Annotated in this window: 16 protein-coding genes; 1 reads left to right on the forward strand and 15 read right to left on the reverse strand. The window is 64.0% G+C overall.

Annotated elements, in window-relative coordinates:
- Positions 1–15 precede the first annotated feature (15 nt).
- The 15 genes from gloA to PCE31107_RS05535 all read right to left on the reverse strand — a co-directional run bounded on the left by gloA (position 16) and on the right by PCE31107_RS05535 (position 15,496).
- On the reverse strand, positions 16–417 hold the full coding sequence (gloA, locus tag PCE31107_RS05465) for a lactoylglutathione lyase (protein WP_026132205.1): 402 nt from the start codon (positions 415–417) through the stop codon (positions 16–18).
- 111 nt (positions 418–528) lie between these two features.
- Complete coding sequence (locus tag PCE31107_RS05470; protein ID WP_240756068.1) at positions 529–1,407, reverse strand: M48 family metallopeptidase; 879 nt, start codon at positions 1,405–1,407, stop codon at positions 529–531.
- An 85-nt stretch (positions 1,408–1,492) separates the two neighbouring features.
- Positions 1,493–2,296: a lysophospholipid acyltransferase family protein gene (locus PCE31107_RS05475; RefSeq protein ID WP_150607059.1), complete on the reverse strand. Its 804-nt coding sequence runs from the start codon at positions 2,294–2,296 to the stop codon at positions 1,493–1,495.
- Positions 2,297–2,387: 91 nt separating this feature from the next.
- Positions 2,388–2,981 carry a D-glycero-beta-D-manno-heptose 1,7-bisphosphate 7-phosphatase gene (gene gmhB, locus PCE31107_RS05480; protein WP_017235209.1) on the reverse strand — a complete coding sequence of 198 codons (594 nt, stop codon included), beginning with the start codon at positions 2,979–2,981 and terminating at the stop codon, positions 2,388–2,390.
- 32 nt (positions 2,982–3,013) lie between these two features.
- The gene (gene glyS / locus PCE31107_RS05485; RefSeq protein ID WP_150607061.1) at positions 3,014–5,143 is read right to left on the reverse strand and encodes a glycine--tRNA ligase subunit beta; all 2,130 of its coding nucleotides are present in this window, start codon (positions 5,141–5,143) and stop codon (positions 3,014–3,016) included.
- On the reverse strand, positions 5,140–6,078 hold the full coding sequence (gene glyQ / locus PCE31107_RS05490; RefSeq protein ID WP_017235211.1) for a glycine--tRNA ligase subunit alpha: 939 nt from the start codon (positions 6,076–6,078) through the stop codon (positions 5,140–5,142). Before glyQ ends, glyS begins: the two co-directional genes overlap by 4 nt.
- A 208-nt stretch (positions 6,079–6,286) precedes the next feature.
- The gene (gene lnt, locus PCE31107_RS05495; protein ID WP_246181730.1) at positions 6,287–7,843 is read right to left on the reverse strand and encodes an apolipoprotein N-acyltransferase; all 1,557 of its coding nucleotides are present in this window, start codon (positions 7,841–7,843) and stop codon (positions 6,287–6,289) included.
- Positions 7,844–7,891: 48 nt separating this feature from the next.
- Entirely contained in the window at positions 7,892–8,767 is an 876-nt protein-coding gene (locus PCE31107_RS05500) for a CorC family transporter (RefSeq protein ID WP_130027067.1), read from the reverse strand.
- A gap of 152 nt (positions 8,768–8,919) precedes the next feature.
- Positions 8,920–9,606, reverse strand: a complete 687-nt coding sequence (locus PCE31107_RS05505) for a gamma-glutamylcyclotransferase (protein WP_150607064.1) — start codon at positions 9,604–9,606, stop codon at positions 8,920–8,922.
- An 11-nt stretch (positions 9,607–9,617) separates the two neighbouring features.
- The gene (ybeY, locus tag PCE31107_RS05510; protein ID WP_130027065.1) at positions 9,618–10,145 is read right to left on the reverse strand and encodes an rRNA maturation RNase YbeY; all 528 of its coding nucleotides are present in this window, start codon (positions 10,143–10,145) and stop codon (positions 9,618–9,620) included.
- Positions 10,142–11,203 carry a PhoH family protein gene (locus tag PCE31107_RS05515; protein ID WP_130027980.1) on the reverse strand — a complete coding sequence of 354 codons (1,062 nt, stop codon included), beginning with the start codon at positions 11,201–11,203 and terminating at the stop codon, positions 10,142–10,144. Before PCE31107_RS05515 ends, ybeY begins: the two co-directional genes overlap by 4 nt.
- Positions 11,204–11,323: 120 nt before the next feature.
- Positions 11,324–12,667 (reverse strand): tRNA (N6-isopentenyl adenosine(37)-C2)-methylthiotransferase MiaB, encoded by a 1,344-nt coding sequence (miaB, locus tag PCE31107_RS05520; RefSeq protein WP_017235217.1) that lies wholly within the window; start codon positions 12,665–12,667, stop codon positions 11,324–11,326.
- Positions 12,668–12,879: 212 nt separating this feature from the next.
- Positions 12,880–13,809 carry a metal ABC transporter substrate-binding protein gene (locus PCE31107_RS05525; RefSeq protein ID WP_150607066.1) on the reverse strand — a complete coding sequence of 310 codons (930 nt, stop codon included), beginning with the start codon at positions 13,807–13,809 and terminating at the stop codon, positions 12,880–12,882.
- An 11-nt stretch (positions 13,810–13,820) separates the two neighbouring features.
- Complete coding sequence (locus PCE31107_RS05530) at positions 13,821–14,684, reverse strand: metal ABC transporter permease (RefSeq protein ID WP_130027061.1); 864 nt, start codon at positions 14,682–14,684, stop codon at positions 13,821–13,823.
- Positions 14,681–15,496: a metal ABC transporter ATP-binding protein gene (locus PCE31107_RS05535; RefSeq protein ID WP_150607068.1), complete on the reverse strand. Its 816-nt coding sequence runs from the start codon at positions 15,494–15,496 to the stop codon at positions 14,681–14,683. Before PCE31107_RS05535 ends, PCE31107_RS05530 begins: the two co-directional genes overlap by 4 nt.
- Before the next feature lie 1,178 nt (positions 15,497–16,674).
- On the opposite strand from PCE31107_RS05535, the gene PCE31107_RS05540 reads away from it, so the two are divergent.
- Positions 16,675–18,597, forward strand: coding sequence for a PrkA family serine protein kinase (locus PCE31107_RS05540; protein ID WP_150607069.1), 1,923 nt, complete (start codon positions 16,675–16,677; stop codon positions 18,595–18,597).
- Positions 18,598–18,602 lie beyond the last annotated feature (5 nt).

An 18,602-nucleotide genomic window follows, 5' to 3' on the forward strand; every position in this document is an offset into this window, starting at 1 on the left:
GCGGATTGGCGGGCTTTACAAGCCGCCCTTGGCCGAATGCTTCTGGATCAATTCGATCTTGTAGCCATCCGGATCTTCGACGAAGGCGATGACCGTGGTGCCGCCCTTGACGGGCCCGGCTTCGCGGCTGACCTTGCCACCGGCCGCACGGATCGTGTCGCAGGCGACGTAGGCGTCGTCGACTTCGATCGCCAGATGGCCGAACGCGGTGCCGATTTCGTACTTCTCCACCCCCCAGTTGTAGGTCAGTTCAAGCACCGTGTGTTCCGACTCGGCGCCATAGCCGACAAAAGCCAACGTGTACTTGTACTCGGGATTCTCGCTCTGACGCAGCAGTTGCATGCCAAGCACACGCGTGTAGAAATCGATCGAGCGCTGCAGGTCGCCGACGCGCAGCATGGTATGGAGCATTCGCATGGTGTTTTTAACCGATGGGGACAACGAGAACTCGATTGTACCCGCGCGCATGAAAATGAGCTGCATTCACGCAGCGTTGAGCCATGCTAACGATCAGACGCGACCGTGCGGTCAGAATTCCGGTAGCCACTCGGGCGCATGCGACTTGAGCGTATCGCGCGCCGACTCGAACTCCGGGAAGATCGACGCCACGGCTTGCCAGAAACGAGGCCCGTGGTTCATCTCCTTCAGATGTGCCAGTTCGTGCGCGACCACGTAATCGATTACGCCCAGCGGGAAGTGAATCAGCCGCCAGTTCAAGCGGATACGCCCGTCAGCGCTGCAACTGCCCCATCGCGTGGTGGCCGATGACAGCCCCAGCGCCGAATGACGCACGCCGAGGCGCTCGCCATAGACTTCCAACCGCGTCGTAAAAAGTTTGCGGGCCTCCTGCTGCAGCCAGCCCTGCACGCGGTCGCGCATCTGCTCCGGCGCGGCTTGCGGCGGCAAATCGAGCCACAACGTATGCGTATGGATGTCGTACTGTGCAGCGCGAGCGCTCGCGCCGAGCCGAATCGTCAGCGTGTGGCCGAGGAACGGCAGCGTGGTGGCGTCGGCCCAGATCACACGCGGAATCACTCGACGCGCGGCGCGATCGCGAAATTCGGCGATCTTGTTGAAGATCCAGCGCTTTTTCTCGACCACGGCGGCTTCGACGTCCGCGAGCGTGACCCAGCGCGGGGCCGTGACGGCCAGTCCCGATTCGTCGATCATGAACCCGATGGTGCGTCGTGACGAGCGCTTGAACCGGTAGTAGATGGCATGGCCGTCGAGCACGATCACCCGCTCGCCGGCGGCGGGCAGGCGACGCGGACCCGGGGCCGCCGCCGTGGGCTCGTGGCGTGTGCTCGTGTCGCTTGCCGAGGGACTCTGTGTTACGGAAGGGCCTGGCACGTCCGTGGCCACCCCATTCGCTTCGGCCGCCGGGTTGCCGAACAGATCGAGTTCCATCTGGGGAACAGGTGTCTCATGCCGGGAGCGAGTGTCGCGCATAGCGGATTGGACTTTCGACATGAGACGGTTCCGGGAGATAGCGTCAGGTCCGTGGCGTGGTGTCGGGCTTGTCCGACGAAGCGGGTGAATCCGTCGATTGGGACGCGGTCTTCGCCGGCTTTGCCGTATAGGCACTCGGGTCGATGCGCACCATTTCGCGCTCGATCCATTCGGTCACGTCGGCGTTGACGGCCTCGGCCGTGCGGCCCGCCGTCTCGATGACCGGCCCGATCGACACGATCACTTCCCCGGGCTTTTTCATGAACGTGTTGCGCGGCCAGACGCGCCCGGCATTGTGCGCGATGGGCACGACAGGGGCGCCGGTCGCCGTTGCGAGGCGCGCGCCGCCCGACTTGTACTTGTTGCGCGAGCCAGTCTTCGTGCGTGTGCCTTCCGGGAACATGATGATCCACGATCCTTGGGCCAGGCGCTCGCGACCCTGCGCAACGACCGACTGAAACGCATCGGTGCCTTTGCTGCGATTGATGTGAATCATGCTGAGCAGGCCCAGCGTCCAGCCGAAGAATGGCACGTAGAGCAGCTCGCGCTTGAACACGAAACACAGCGGGCGCGGCATGAGCGCCGGCAGCGCAATGGTCTCCCAGGCCGACTGATGCTTCGACAGCAGGACCGCGGGGGTATCGGGCAGATTCTCCCAGCCGATGACCCGGTAGCGCATGCCACACAGCTTGTCGCCCACCCAGATGACCACCTTGCACCAGCCCGCCGCGACCCAATAGCGTTGCACGCGCGAGAGGAACGGGAAGGAGACGATGCACGCGATGGCGTACGGAATCGTCCAGACGATCTGGAAGATGAAGAAGATAATGGAACGAAGTTGCAACATCGGATCTTGGCCTGAAATAGGGTGCCGGAGCGATTGTCCTACGCGCGCCGATGCGCGTCCTGAGTAATGTGGCGGGCAAGCGCCGCGCCGCTCACGCGCTCTTGGCGTCCTCTTCGGCGAGCAGGTCGTTCACAAACGCCTGCAGGCTGTCATGCACACGCGTGCCTTCGGGCAGATTACCTGCGGCGAGCGTCTTTTTGCCCTTGCCGGTCAGCACCAGATGCGGGCGTGCGCCGACCGCCGCCGCCGCCTGCAAATCGCGCAGCGAATCGCCCACGGCCGGCACGCCGGTCAGGTCGACCTCGTAGCGGCGCGCGATTTCCTGAAACAGACCGGGCCGCGGCTTGCGGCAGTCGCAGGCGTCGGCGGCGGTGTGCGGGCAGAAGAACACGGCGTCGATGCGGCCGCCGGCGGCGACGGCCAGCTTCGACATCTTCGTGTGCATGGCACCGAGCGTCGCCATGTCGAACAGCCCGCGCCCCACGCCTGACTGGTTCGTCGCCACGACGACCCGGTAGCTGGCCTGATTCAGGCGGCCGATGGCCTCCAGACTGCCGGGCAACGGTACCCACTCATCCGTCGACTTGATGAACTGGTCCGAGTCGGCGTTGATGACGCCGTCACGGTCCAGAATCACGAGCTTGCGGGCGGCGGGGCCGGGGGTGCGGTCTTTACGCGAATCCATGACGAACGGGCTTCCGGGACATTAGGCCGCGATCAAGCGGCGAGCTTCGAGAGATCGGCCACGAGGTTCATCTTCAGATGCAGATGGCTGAGCAGGGCGAGGCGATTGTTGCGCAGTGCCTCGTCGTCGGCCATCACCATCACGTCGTTGAAGAACGCGTCGACCGCATCGCGCAGGTCGGCCAACGCCGACAGCGCTTGTGCATACTCGTGCGCCCTGAACTTTTCATCCACCACGGGGGTGACCTTGTCCAGTGCGGCGGCGAGCGCCTTCTCGGCCGGCTCGATCAGCAGCGACGCCTTGATGACGCCCTCGGGCGGCGGCGCCGTCTTCTTGAGGATGTTGCCGATGCGTTTGTTTGCCGCGGCAAGCGCGTCGGCTTGCGGCAGCGCCGAGAACGTACGCACGGCCTCCAGGCGCTCGATTACATCGCTCAGGTTCAGGTAGATCGACGGGGATACCAGAACCGCCTCGATCTCGTTGGCGGCGTAGCCACGCTCGCGCAAATAGCCACGCAGGCGATCGAGCACGAACTGGTAGACGTCGTTCAGGTACGCGTCGCTGGCGACACCCGACGTAAATTGCCGGTACGTCACGTTCAGCAAGTCCGACAGCATGACCGGCAGGCGCCGCTCGACGAGCATACGCGCGATCCCCAGCGCATGGCGGCGCAGCGCGAACGGGTCTTTCTCCCCGGTCGGTTGCAGGCCGATGCCCCAGATGCCGACGAGCGTCTCGAGCTTGTCGGCCAGCGCCACGAAGAGACCCGTGTCGCTCGCGGGCAGGGCATCGCCCGCGAAGCGCGGCTGATAATGTTCCGAGCAGGCGCGCGCGACGTCTTCGGCTTCGCCGTCGTGACGCGCGTAATACGTGCCCATCGTGCCTTGCAGTTCCGGAAACTCACCGACCATATCGGTCAGCAGATCGGCCTTGGCCAGCAGGGCGCCGCGCTCGGCCATCGCCACGGCGTTCTGGTCCGCGCCACGGATCATCTGCGCAATGGCACCGGCCAGTCGCACCAGACGTTGCGTACGCTCGAACTGCGAGCCCAGCTTGTTGTGATAAACGACGTTCGCGAGCTGCGGCACACGGTCCGCGAGCGGCTTCTTCTTGTCCTGCTCGAAGAAGAACTTCGCATCCGCGAGGCGCGGGCGCACCACGCGCTCGTTGCCCGTGACGATCTGTTCGGGCGTGTCGGTCGCAATGTTGGAGACGATCAGGAACCGGTTCGTCAGACGGCCGCCCTCGGCGAGCGGCTTGTCGGTGAGCGCGAAGTACTTCTGGTTCGTCTGCATCGTGAGAATCAGACATTCCTGCGGCACCGCGAGAAATTCCTCTTCGAAGTGGCAGGCGTAGACCGCCGGCCATTCGACGAGAGCGGTCACTTCGTCGAGCAGTGCGTCGGGCATGATCACATGATCGTTGCCCGCCGCGTCAAGCAACTGCGCGCTAATCGCATCGCGGCGATCGGCGAAACCGGCTAGCACCTTGCCTTCGGAGGCGAGGGTGGAGGCGTAAGCGTCGGCATGCGCGACGACGACTTCGCCGTTCGACAGGAAGCGATGTCCCAGTGTCTTGTTGCCCGAGGCGAGGCCGATCGCCGTGGCGGGCACGACGGTGTCGCCATGCAGCGCGATCAGGCCGTGCACCGGGCGCACGAATTGCACCGTCTCGCCGTCCGGACGCTGGTAGCTCATGACCTTCGGGATCGGCAGTTTGCCCAGCGTCTCGTTGAGCGCCCCTTGCAGCGCGTCGCCCAGTTGGGCGCCCGCCGCCGTGTAGGTGTGGAAGAAGGCCTCGGCCTTGCCATCCATCGAGCGCTCCAGGCTGGCGACCGGCAGGTCGGCAAAGCCCATGGCGGCAAGCTTCTTCGCCAGCGGCGGCGTCGGGTTGCCGTCAGCGTCGAGGGCGACGGAGACCGGCAGTACCTTGGCGCGGATGCTCGCGTCCGGAGCGCGTTCGAGCACATTCGAGATCGAGACGGCCAGGCGTCGCGGCGTGGCGTACGGCGTGACGACGCTGGCGTCCGTGGTCAGGCCGCGCGCGCGCAGGCCGTGGGCAATGCCGTCGGCGAACGCGTCGCCCAGACGCGCCAGCGCCTTCGGCGGCAATTCTTCGGTCAGCAGTTCGACCAGCAGGGTGCGTTGTGCGGTGCTCATCATGCGGCTTGCGTTTGGGTTGGGGCGGCGGGGGCGTTCAACATCGGGAAGCCGAGCTTCTCGCGCGAAGCGTAGTAGGCCTGTGCGATCAGGCGCGACAACGCCCGGATACGGCCGATATACGCCGCACGTTCCGTCACCGAAATGGCGCCGCGCGCGTCGAGCAGGTTGAACGTGTGGGCAGCCTTCAAAATCATCTCGTAGGCGGGCAACGCGAGTTCGGCTTCGATGAGGCGCTTGGCTTCGCTCTCATAGTTATCGAAGAAGCCGAACAGCATCGGTTGATTCGAATGCTCGAAGTTGTACGTCGATTGTTCGACTTCGTTCTGATGGAACACGTCGCCATAGGTCAGGCGACGCGTGACGGGGCCCTCGGCCGTTTGTTCTTCCCATTCGGTCCACACGAGGTCGTAGACGTTCTCGACCTGTTGCAAATACATGGCCAGACGTTCGATCCCGTAGGTGATTTCGCCGAGCACCGGCTTGCAGTCAAGCCCGCCGACTTGCTGGAAATACGTGAACTGGGTCACTTCCATGCCGTTGAGCCACACCTCCCAGCCCAGGCCCCAGGCGCCGAGCGTGGGGTTTTCCCAGTCGTCTTCCACGAAGCGCACGTCGTTTTCGGTCAGATCGAGGCCGAGCGCGCGCAGCGAACCCAGGTACAGGTCGAGAATGTTTTCCGGTGCCGGCTTGAGCACCACCTGGTATTGGTAGTAGTGCTGCATGCGATTCGGATTCTCACCGTAACGGCCATCCTTGGGACGGCGCGACGGCTGCACATAGGCGGCGCGCCACGGCTCCGGGCCGATCGCGCGCAGGAACGTGGCAGTGTGCGAGGTACCGGCGCCGACCTCCATGTCGTAAGGCTGGAGCAACGCACAGCCTTGCTTGTCCCAGTAATCCTGCAAAGTCAGGATGACTTGTTGAAAGGTAAGCATGATGAATTCGCGCGGACGAACAGAAAAAAATGCGGATTTTGCGCAGTCTTTTGGCCCGGCCGCGAGCGCGGCCAAAAGACTAAAACATTGAATTTTAGCGGGAATTCGACCCGAACGGGGCGTCGATGCCCTTCGGGTAGCCAGACAGGGGGATTTTCACGGCCCCCCCGCGTCATTTCGATGTCGCCGTCGCGACGTCGGCTCGGACTCAGCGCGCCCTGCGCGACATGGCCAGTCCGAGGCCCAGCGCGATCAGGGCGAGCCCCAGCGCGGGCAGGTTGCCGAAGCGGACGTACGGCGTGAGGCCGCTGTAGGGCTGCACGCTGCCCGTGAGAGCGCCCGTGGTCATCGTCGGCAGACGGCCCTGCACGCGGCCGTGGGCATCGATGATCGCCGTCGTGCCGGTGTTCGTCGCCCGCAGCATCGGACGTCCCGTTTCGAGCGTGCGCATGCGCGCAATTTGCAGATGCTGGTCGAGCGCGATGGTGTCGCCGAACCACGCCAGGTTGGTCGAGTTGGCGAGCACCGTCGCGGGCTCGGGCATGCTGCGCAGTGTCTGGGCGATTTCCTCGCCAAACAAGTCTTCGTAGCAAATGTCGAGCGCCACGCGCTGGTCGCCGACCGCGAAGCCGCTCGGCGTGGCCGTGCCGCGCAGAAAGTCGCCCAGCGGGATGTGCATCATGTCGACGAACCAGCGAAAGCCCCACGGAACGAATTCGCCGAATGGCACGAGATGATGCTTGTCGTAGCGATGCAGCGTCATGTCGCGCGGCGTGACGCCGAAAAGGCTGTTGGTCAAGTCCGTCGGGCCGCGATCGGTGAGCGTGGCGCCGACGGCCCCGAGCACCACGTGCGAGCCGGTGCGATCGGCGAATTCGCGGATCGGGCCGGCCACATCGGGCGGTATGCCTTGCAGCAACACGGGGAAGGCCGTCTCCGGCGTGATGATGAGGTCCGCCGGTGCGGCCACGATCATGTCGCGATACAGTGCCATCGCGTGATCGATCCCCGCGCGCTCGAACTTCATGTCCTGCGCGATATTGCCTTGCAGCAGCCGAACGGTGAGCGGCTTGCCCGACGGGGTGGTCCAGGCGTGGCGCGCAAGCCCGGCGCCCGCGCCGAGCAGCGCCAGCACGCCGACGACTGCCGCCAGCCGCCGGGCGGGCCCGGCCGGTGGTGTCGTGTCGGCGACGGGAAGCACCGCGCGGGCGAGCCAGGCCGCCGCGAGTGCGGCGAGTCCGCCAATGCCGTAGACCCCGATGAGCGGCGCAAAGCCTGCCAGTGGGCCATCGACATGGGCGTAGCCGGGCGACAGCCACGGGAAGCCCGTGAACACGGTGCCGCGCAGCCATTCCGCGAGCGTCCATGCCCCCGCGAACGCGAGGGTACGCCACAGGCCGCTGGGGGAGACCCCACGCGTGATGAACGTCGCCAGCGCAGGATAGATTGCGAGATAGATCGAGAACAGCAGCACGGCTGCACCGGCCATGATGCCGGGCATGCCGCCGTACGTATGCATGCTGATATAGAGCCACCAGATGCCGGACGCGAACGACGCGACGCCGAAACTGCCGCCCAGCCAGAGGGCGTCGCGGCGCGACCCGCTGCGCTCGACGAGCGCGAACAGCCCGGCCATGGCCAGCAGTTGCAGCCACCAGACGTCGCGCGGCGCGAAGGCGAGGGTCTGGGCGATACCGGCCAGGCCGGCGAGCGCGCGGGCACGCCAAGCGGGCCACGAGCGCCGCTCGGGCGCGTGGAGGGTCATTTCCTGCATGGGTCGATGAAGACGTTGATCGGAGCGTGAGTCAAGACGTCAGGCAGTCGGATCGGCGCCAGCCGTTTCCATGCGCCGCAACAGCAGCACGTGAATCTGACGGCCGTCGGCACGCAGCACTTCGAACACGAGATTGCCTAAACGCATGCGCTCGCCGCGACGTGGCACTCGGCCGAACTGGTGCGTGATCATACCGCCGATCGTGTCGTTCTCGGCGTCGGCGAACTGCGTGCCGAACGCCTCGTTGAACTGCTCGATCTCGGTGAGGGCACGAATGCGATACGTGCCGTCGGGCGCGGCAATGATGTTGTCTTCTTCCTCGTCGAAGTCGTACTCGTCCTCGATATCGCCGACGATCTGTTCGAGCACGTCTTCAATGGTGATGAGGCCGGCCACGCCGCCGTATTCGTCGACGACGATGGCGATGTGATTGCGATTGACGCGGAAATCGTGCAGCAGCACGTTAAGACGCTTCGACTCGGGAATGAACACCGCCGGGCGCAGCATGTCGCGCACGTCGAAGTCGTGATTGGCGTAGTAACGCACCAGATCCTTCGCGAGCAGAATGCCGATGATGTTGTCGCGATTGCCTTCGTACACCGGATAGCGCGAGTGCGCCTGTTCCAGCACGAAGGGGACGAACTCTTCGGGTGTCTGTTCGATGTTGATGGCGTCCATTTGCGCGCGCGGCACCATGATGTCGCGGGCACACAGGTCGGCCACCTGGAATACGCCCTCGATCATCGCCAGCGAATCGGCGTCCATCAGGTTGCGGGCGTGGGCGTCTTGCAGAATTTCAAGCAGCTCCGCACGCGACTCCGGCTCCGGGGAAATCAGATCGGTGAGGCGTTCGAGCAGCGAGCGGGGTTTATCGGTGTTTTTTCGACCGGGTCGACTGGGATATGGGTCGTTCATGACGGCGCGTCCAAGGTGGGCGGACGCCGAGCTGTTACAGGAAGCTAAAGGATACACCAGATGTACGGCAATTCTGCGTCAGTACCGCAGCCTGTCGCCTCGCCGGGTTCGTGTCTGCGCGATGCTACGGATTTCAGGACGGACGGGCCATGTCAGCGCGCACCGCAGCGGTGCAGCACGGCTTCCAGCGCCGGGTCGGGCATGCCGGCTTCGCGCAGCGCCTTGACCGTGCGCGCGACGTAATCGTGCGTTGTGCCGTAGCGTCCCTGCGCCTGATCGAAGACCTTGCGGATGATGTCGTCGGGTAGGCGGCCGGCGTAGCTCTTTACATCGCGTCGCATGACAAATGCGAGTGCGGGCGCGCTGCGTCCGTCGGCGAGGCAGCAATTGAGCCATGCAGGACGATACGAGCCCATCGCCATCTCGCGATACCAGAGCGTTTCGAGTTCGGCGCGTGCCTTCGCTGCCGAGAGCCGCAGCGCCACACCCGCGCAGGACCCGCCACGGTCGAGGGCCAGCACGAGTCCCGGTTGCTCGGGGGTGCCTCGATTGACGCGCGACCACAGATACAGCCCCCGGTGGTAACCGAAGACGCGAGCACGCAGGCTCTCCTCGACGGGCAGGCCCGGATTCCAGATGAGCGAGCCGTACGCGAAGATCCACAGATCCTCGCGACCATCCCAGTGGGCGAGCGCGGTATCCAGCGAGCCCGCGAGTTCTTGCTGGCTCAGATGACGGGCGTCGCCGAGATCCGGCGGGTACTGGTTGCACCCGGGGCCGCTCGACACACTGGCCGGTGGCGTCTCGGGGGCCGTCGGGCGATTGGGGAAGCGGTCCATGCGATATCGTTTCAGGCGCGGCGCGTGTTGGCCGGTGTGCGGGCCGTCGGGGACTTTTCGACCAAGTAAGGGTCGGCGTAGCCGAGACCGGTGAGAATCTCCGTTTCGAGGCCTTCCATCTCCTGTGCCTCATCGTCCGCTTCGTGGTCGTAACCTTGCGCGTGAAGCACGCCGTGCACGATCAGATGGGCGTAATGCGCTTCGAGCGTAATGCCCTGTTCGCTCGCTTCGCGCTCGACCACCGGACAGCACAACACGATGTCGCCCGTTACCGGGTCGCTGTCGTGCTGCGCATAGGCAAACGTGAGAACGTTGGTCGCGTAGTCTTTGCCGCGATAGCCGCGGTTCAGCGTCTGTCCTTCTTCCGCGCCGACGAAGCGCAGGGTCAGTTCGGCGTCGGCGAGCAGCGCGGCCTGCACCCAGCGGCGCAGCGTGGTGCGCGTGAGCAATGCCTTGTGCGTGGCGAACGCGGGACCGGCCACGAACTGGTGCGTCAGCGTGAGCGCATGACGCGGCGAACGCGAGGCCCGCTCGCTCATGCCTTGCCTCGCGATGCGCGGGCGGCGCGCGGGGCGCGTTCGGCCGACACGCGCGCCTCGAGGCTGGCTTCGTCAAGCTGCGCGTGAGCGTCGTATGCATCGACGATGCGGGCGACCAGCGGGTGACGCACCACGTCCACGCTGGTAAAGCGGGTCACGGCGATGCCGCGAACGTTCTTCAGGATCACCTGCGCTTCCATCAGGCCGCTCTTCTGGCCGCGCGGCAGGTCGACCTGCGTGGTGTCGCCGGTCACGACCGCCTTGCTGCCGAAGCCGATGCGCGTCAGGAACATCTTCATCTGTTCGGGCGTGGTGTTCTGCGCCTCGTCAAGAATGATGAACGCGTGGTTGAGCGTGCGGCCACGCATGTACGCGAGCGGCGCGATCTCGATCATCTGCTTCTCGAAATACTTCTGCGTCTTGTCGAAGCCGAGCAGATCGTAGAGTGCGTCGTAGAGCGGTCGCAGGTACGGGTCGACCTTCTGGGCCAGATCGCCGGGGAGAAAGCCCAGGCGCTCGCCCGCTTCCACGGCGGGGCGCGTCAGGACGATGCGCTTGACGGCGTCGCGCTCCAGGGCGTCGACGGCGCAGGCCACGGCCAGATAGGTCTTGCCCGTGCCCGCCGGGCCGATGCCGAATGTCACGTCGTGCGACAGGATCTGCTTGAGATAGTCGCGCTGCGCCGGCGTACGACCGTGCAGATCGCTGCGGCGCGTGTGCAGCACGGGCGATCCGTCTTCCGTCTCGCCGGCGGCAAACGGGTTGTCGTCGCCGTGACGCACGCTGGGTACGAGCCCCTGACGCGACTCCACGAGTCCCAACTGGATATCGTCGACCGACAGCGGCTCGGTCGCGCGGTTGTAAAAGCTCTCGATGGCCTGGGTGGCGATCGCGGCGCTCTTGCCGCGAACGGCGAAGCGATGGCCGCGGCGGGAAATGGAGACGTCGAGCGCCTGTTCAATCTGACGCAGGTTCTCGTCGAGCGGGCCGCAGAGGTTGGCCAGACGGCGGTTGTCGTCGCGCGGTGCGGTGAATTCTTGGACGGGTGCTTTCAAGATGATCCGGTCGGGTGCCTGTTCAGATCGTTCGATGGAGTCGCCGGGGACAGGCTCGGGCACGCGATGCATGAGGTGGGTGCGCCCGAATCTGCCGGATCCGATCATAGTCGCAAATTTCGGTCAGTGCGTGGTGAGCAATTCGCCACGCAGCGAGTGCGGGTAGGCGAGCGTGATCACGACGTCGGTCATCTGGCCGATCAAGTGGGCGCGCTGGGCTTCGGTTGCCGGGAAGTTCACCACGCGGTTGTTCTCCGTGCGGCCTTGCAGCTCGTTGGGGTCCTTGCGCGACACGCCTTCGACGAGAATACGCTGACGCGAGCCGACCATGCGCTGGCTGATGCGCGCGGCGTTCTCCTCGATCACCGCCTGCAAATGTTGCAGACGGCGCAGCTTGACCTCGCGCGGCGTATCGTCCGGCAGGTTGGCGGCCGGCGTGCCCGGGCGCGGGCTGTAGATGAACGAGAAGCTCGTGTCGTAGCCGATCTCGTGAATCATCGCCATGAGCTTGTCGAAATCCTCTTCCGTCTCGCCGGGGAAGCCGACGATGAAGTCCGACGACATCGACATGTCCGGGCGCACCTGGCGCAGGCGGCGGATGATCGACTTGTATTCCAGCGCGGTATAGCCGCGCTTCATCGCCGAGAGCACGCGGTCGGCGCCGTGCTGCACGGGCAGGTGCAGATGGCTCACGAGCTTGGGCACCTTGGCGTACGTGTCGATCAGGCGTTGCGTGAATTCCTTCGGGTGGCTGGTCGTGTAGCGGATGCGCTCGACGCCAGGCACCTCGGCCACGTATTCGATGAGCAGCGCGAAGTCGGCGATCTCACCGTCGGCCATCGACCCGCGATAGGCGTTCACATTCTGACCCAGCAGCGTGATTTCGCGCACGCCTTGCTCGGCCAGGCCGGCAATCTCGGTGAGCACGTCTTCGAATGGGCGCGAGACTTCGTCCCCTCGCGTGTAGGGCACCACGCAATAGCTGCAGTACTTCGAGCAGCCTTCCATGATCGAGACGAATGCGGTCGCTCCCTCGACCTTGGCGGGCGGGAGGTGATCGAACTTCTCGATTTCCGGGAACGAGATGTCGACCTGCGAGCGCCCGGTGGCGCGGCGCGCTTCGAGCATCTGCGGCAGACGGTGCAGGGTCTGCGGGCCGAACACTACGTCCACGTAGGGGGCGCGCTGCACGATCGCGGCGCCTTCCTGGCTGGCGACGCAGCCGCCGACACCGATGACCAGATCCGGCTTGATTTCCTTGAGCGCGCGCATGCGGCCCAGATCCGAGAACACCTTTTCCTGCGCCTTTTCGCGTACGGAGCAGGTGTTGAACAGGATGACGTCGGCGTCTTCGGGAGTGTCCGTCTTTTCCAGACCTTCGGCGGCGCCGAGTACGTCCGCCATCTTGTCGGAGTCATACTCGTTCATCTGACAGCCGAACGTCTTGATATAAATCTTCTTTGCCATTGAGTGTGCGCCGTTCGCAGTGGTTGACCTGGGGGCGTCCGTAATGAATGTTTCAGGGGTTCAGTCTTGCCCGGCCGCGAGAGAGAAGCGGCGGCCCAAACGCAAAAGCCGGCGTGGCCGGCCTGTCCGGACCTCCTTGGCGGGGCCGGTGTGTGGTGCACGCATTATAGCGCGTATAGCGCGTGCACCGTGGCGGGCGGGGCGGCGGCCGACTAGCGGTTGTCCTTCATCGCGGCGGCGATGGCGCGCACGTTGTGCTGGAACAACTGAAGGTAGGTCGTGGCTTCCGGATTCTGTGACAAGGCGTCGGAATACAGTTTGCCGTCGACCGTCACCTTGGCGTCGCGGGCGATGCGCTGGATCAGGCGCGGATTGGAAATGTTTTCCATGAAAACGGCCTTGATACCTGTGCGGCGAATTACGCGGATCAGGTTCGCCACGTCCCGGGCGCTGGCTTCGCTTTCGGTCGACACGCCTTCCGGGGCAAGGAACCTGACGCCGAAGCGCTGGCCGAGGTAGCCGAAGGCGTCGTGCGAGGTGAGGACAACGCGGCGGGCCGGCGGAATCGGGGCGAACTGCTTGTTCGCCCAGGTGATCAGGTCATCGAGTGCGCCGCGGTAGTTCCTGGCGCGGTCCGCGTAATAGGCGCTGCCGGACGGGTCCGCTTGCGACAGGGCGGCGGCGATGTTATCGACCATCGTTTTGACACGTTCCGGATCCTGGAACATGTGCGGGTCGGGCACGGTCCTTCCCTCGTCGACCATCGTGCGCGCTTTGAGGCCCTTGGTGACGGTGACGAGCTTGCCGGGATAGTGGCTCGCCTTCATCAGGCGAGGCATCCAGCCTTCGAAGCCCAGGCCATTGACGAAGAAGAGCTTGGTTCCCGAAATCTTGGCGACATCCGCCGGCGTGGGCTCGTAGACGTGCGTGTCCTGGTCGGGACCGACGAGCGTCGTCACGTCGACCCGGTCGCCACCGACGGCCTTGACGATGTCGGACAGGATGCTGAAGCTTGCGGCAACAGGCAGGTGCGTGTCCTGCGCGCGTGCCGGGCTGGCGAGCGCCAGCGCCATGGCGAGCAGTGCGGCGAGGCGCGCTGCGCCAAACCACGATTTGCCAGCCGATTGACCCAATCCGAACATGTTTTCCTCTCTCAAAGCGCCGGGGCCCTGGCCGTATTGGCGTGGCCCGGCGTGGCGAGCAGCGCGCCCAGGTAGGCGATGCCCGCCGTCAGAATGATGGCCGGTCCCGAAGGGCAGGCCAGGTAATACGAAAGCAGCAATCCGATCACGCTCGACGCGCTCGCGACCAGCCAGGCCACGAGCAGCATGCCCGGCAGCGTGCGGGCGACGAGCCGGGCGGTGGCCGCCGGCAGCATCATCAGTCCCACGGCCATGAGCGTGCCCATCGCCTGAAACCCCGCGACGAGGTTCATCACCGTGAGCACCGTAAAGCCCAGGTGATAGCGCATGACGCCCCTGCCGTGGCCGTGACCGAGGAACGCCGGATCGGCGCTGTCGAGCACGAGACCGCGATAATGCCATCCGAACCATAGGAGCGTCACGGACGCGATCGCGGCCACGAGAATCAGCGACGGATCGTCCACCGCGAGCACCGAGCCGAAGAGCAGGTGCATCAGGTCGACGCTGTTGCCCCATTTCGAGACAATCACCACGCCACCGGCCAGCGCCAATAAATAGAAGCCCGCGAACGATGCCCCCTCGTCCAGCCGCGTGCGGCGGCTCGACAGTCCGGCGAGCAGGGCCACCAGCAAGCCCGCCACCATCCCGCCGCCCGCCATCCACGGCAGCGACAGGCCGCCAATCAGATAGCCGATGGCGGCGCCCGGCAGCACCGCATGCGAGAGCGAATCGCCCATCAGGCTCATGCGCCGCAGCAGCAGGAAAACGCCCACCGGCGCGCAGCCGACCGACAGCGCGAGGCTGCCGACCAACGCGTGGCGCATGAAGTCGAACTCGGAGAACGGGCCGACGATCAGATCCAGAATCGCGCTCATCGGTGGCCTCTCCCCGACGTCGCGATGGCGCCTGACGCGCGCGAGCCCCCGTGGGACGGCAAGCCATAGGCCGTCGACGCGGCACCTGCAACGCGGGCGGTATAGCCGCCGGCGCCGGACAAGCCCGCATGCGCGCCGCCGCCCGCGCTGTCGGCGGACGGCAACCCACCGTTCAGACACTCGGCCGGCGTACCCGTCGACACCAACCGACCGGCCATCACGGCGACGTGCGCAAAGCGCTCGCGCACGAGTGGCAGATCGTGGAGCACCGTCACCACCGTGCGTCCCTCGTTGCGCCATTGATCCAGCAAGGTGAGCAACAGTTCCGCAGAAGGCAAGTCGATGCCGGTGAGGGGTTCATCCAGTAAAACGATCGGGGTGTCTTCCACGATTAGCCTTGCGAAGCGGGCGCGCTGCCATTGCCCGCCGGACAAGGCCTCCAGGGCTTGCGTCCGTTTGTCGGCAAGACCGACGCGTGCAAGGGCGTCGAGAGCGCGCTCGACTTCGTCGCGTCCGAGACGTCGTGCGTCGCCCGTACGCCGCCATGTGCCGGTCAGCACGTATTCTTCGACGCACATGGGGAATCGGTGGTCGGTCTCGGGCCGTTGCGACAGGTAGGCGACCGGCCCGTCGCAGACGATCTTGCCCGTCGAGGGCTTTTGCAGGCCCGCGAGTGCGCGCAGCAGCGTGGTCTTGCCTCCGCCATTGGGGCCGACGACCGCGCAGAGCATGCCGGGTGCAAAGGTTGCGCTCACGCGATCGAGCGCTACGTTCGGTCCGAAATGAACCGAGAGATCCTGGCAGCCGATCACGGGGCGACCCCCTGCAGAGCCCAGCAGACGAGCGCCCAAAGCGGCAGGAGCACCAGCAACGTCAGGACGGTGCGTTCCCAGCCAGCCAGGCGGTAGAGCCAAACGGAAAAACGAATCATGGACGACGCGTGGATGGATTAGGCGTCGGCGCGGCGACGCTCAGACACAGTTTGCAACTGTGTAATAAATGCAACAAGGTTGCATTATGGCATGAATTGATGCGTGTCGCTGTGCTCGTGGATCGTCGGGGCCCCTGGGTTCGAGCGGTCTGCGAGGCGTGCCGGGACACAGCACGTTACATATCGGCGCAGCAGAGTCGGGCGAACCGGCGTAACATGGGTTCAAGCTCGAGTCACTGGCACGCTGTTCGCTTCATTCCAGGGATCGGCAATTTGCAAGGCATTGATGAGACGGTGGCATGGTGGGGTGCAACGGCCCGGGTCGGAACCTTCCGACAGACGGTAGGGCAAGCGCCGCAGGCATGCCGAAATCGCCGAGGAGGTTCGCTCGTTCAGACATCCGGCCGTCGTCGACTTTCCGCTCGCGACACCATGCTTCGCTGCATGACGATCGCACGACCTTCGCGACTTCGCGCAGTCGCGTCGCCTCGACAGGAAAGCACCCCATCACGCGCCCACGTCTTCGCGTTCGTCGACGTCGTCGGGCCGCCCACTTTTTTCTGCAAACGCGTGCTCACGGCGCGCCGAATGTGCGTGGAAAAATCTATCGGATAGATAGCATTCCTTAGTAAGCGTCGACGAATTCAAACGCGGTCGAATGCAGATAAACCCGAGTGCGCATTGCGTGGAAGAATTGCCGAAAAATCGCGCGGTTTGTGAGGCGGTTCCGCTGACGTGCGCAATGCGTAGATGAGGCGCAAACCCGCGTGGAATATGGCGGATAGACGATGCTTAGCGCTGCGGAAAATATCTAGCGACAGTTTTTTTGTTTTGTGCATATGATGAGGTAACGGTTGCAATTTTCAGCGACAAGTTTAAAGTCAACCTAAACCTATTTTGAGTCGTTCATGTGAGGGAGGGGGCCGTGCGAAAGGTTTCGCGACAGTCGCTCCGGCATGCAGTGAGCCAGGTCGAAACCTTTGCGCAGTCATCCAGGTCTTAGGCAACAGAGCGGACATCGCGTCGCGATGTTTTCCGATGAGGCGGGGGGTGAGGCATATGGATATTTTCAGCCACTACACGACACGTTTCGAAGCACGCAAGGAAGAGGAATACAGCATCCAGGAGTATCTGGAGATCTGTAAGAAGGACGCGACGGCTTACGCATCGGCTTCCGAGCGGATGCTGCGCGCCATCGGTGAGCCTGAACTCATCGACACGCACCACGACCCGCGCCTTTCGCGGTTGTTCTCGAACAAGATCATCAAGATCTATCCTGCCTTCCGTGACTTCTACGGCATGGAAGACACGATCGAGCAGATCGTGTCGTTCTTCAAGCACGCCGCGCAAGGGCTCGAAGAGCGCAAACAGATCCTGTACCTGCTGGGCCCCCCGGGCGGCGGCAAGTCGTCGCTGGCGGAGAAGCTCAAGGCGTTGATGGAAGACGTGCCCATTTATTGCCTGAAGGGATCGCCGGTGCACGAATCACCGCTGGGCCTGTTCTCGCCCGACGAAGACGGCAAGATTCTGGAGGAGGACTTCGGCATTCCGCTGCGGTATCTCAATACGATCCCGTCGCCGTGGGCCACCAAGCGCCTGAACGAATTCAACGGCGATATCACCAAGTTCCGCGTGGTCAAGGTGCGGCCGTCGGTGCTGCAACAGATCGCCATTGCCAAGACCGAGCCGGGTGATGAAAACAACCAGGACATTTCGTCGCTGGTCGGCAAGGTCGACATCCGCAAGCTCGAGGAATTTCCGCAGGACGACCCGGATGCCTACTCGTATTCGGGGGGCTTGTGCCTGGCCAACCGCGGCCTGCTCGAGTTCGTGGAAATGTTCAAGGCGCCGATCAAGGTGCTCCACCCGCTGCTGACCGCCACGCAGGAGGGCAACTACAAGGGCACGGAAGGCTTCGGTGCGATTCCGTTCGACGGTATCGTGCTGGCGCACTCGAACGAGGCCGAGTGGCAAAGCTTCAAGGGCAACCGCAACAATGAGGCTTTCCTCGACCGGATCTACATCGTGAAGGTGCCTTACTGCCTGCGGGTGACCGACGAGGTGAAGATCTACGAGAAGCTCGTCAAGAACAGCTCACTCTCCAACGCGCCACGCGCGCCGAATGTGCTCAAGATGCTCGCCCAGTTCGCGGTGCTCACGCGTCTGAAAGAGCCCGAAAACTCCAACATCTTCTCCAAGGTCCGAGTCTACGACGGTGAGAACCTCAAGGACATCGACCCGAAGGCCAAGTCGTACCAGGAGTATCGCGACTACGCCGGGGTAGACGAGGGGATGACGGGGATGTCAACGCGCTTCGCCTTCAAGGTGCTCTCCAAGGTCTTCAACTTCGACAACACGGAGGTGGCCGCCAACCCGGTGCACATGCTGTATGTGCTTGAGCAGCAAATCGAGCGCGAACAGTACCCGGGAGAAGTCGAGAAGCGGTATCTCGCCTACATCAAGGAGTATCTGACGGCGCCGTTCGTGGAGTTCATCGGCAAGGAGATTCAGACGGCGTACCTGGAGTCGTATTCGGAGTACGGTCAGAACATCTTCGATCGCTATGTGAACTTTGCGGATCTCTGGATTCAGGATCAGGAATATCGCGATCCGAACACCGGCGAGATCCTCGACCGCAACGCCCTCAACGACGAACTGGAGAAGGTCGAGAAGCCGGCCGGGATCACGAATCCGAAAGACTTCCGCAACGAGATCGTCAACTTTGTCCTGCGCGCGCGCGCCAACAACGCGGGCAAGAATCCGCTCTGGACGAGTTACGAGAAGCTGCGCGCGGTCATCGAAAAGCGCATGTTCTCGACCACCGAGGACTTGCTGCCGGTGATCTCGTTCAACGCGAAGTCGTCCAAGGAGGATCAGGAAAAACACGCCAACTTCGTCAACCGTATGGTGGAAAAAGGCTATACCCCGAAGCAGGTTCGCCTGCTCGTGGAATGGTATCTGCGCGTGCGCAAATCCTCGTAACCAAT

The sequence above is a fragment of the Pandoraea cepalis genome, from assembly GCF_902459625.1.
GTDB classification, from domain to species: Bacteria; Pseudomonadota; Gammaproteobacteria; order Burkholderiales; family Burkholderiaceae; genus Pandoraea; species Pandoraea cepalis.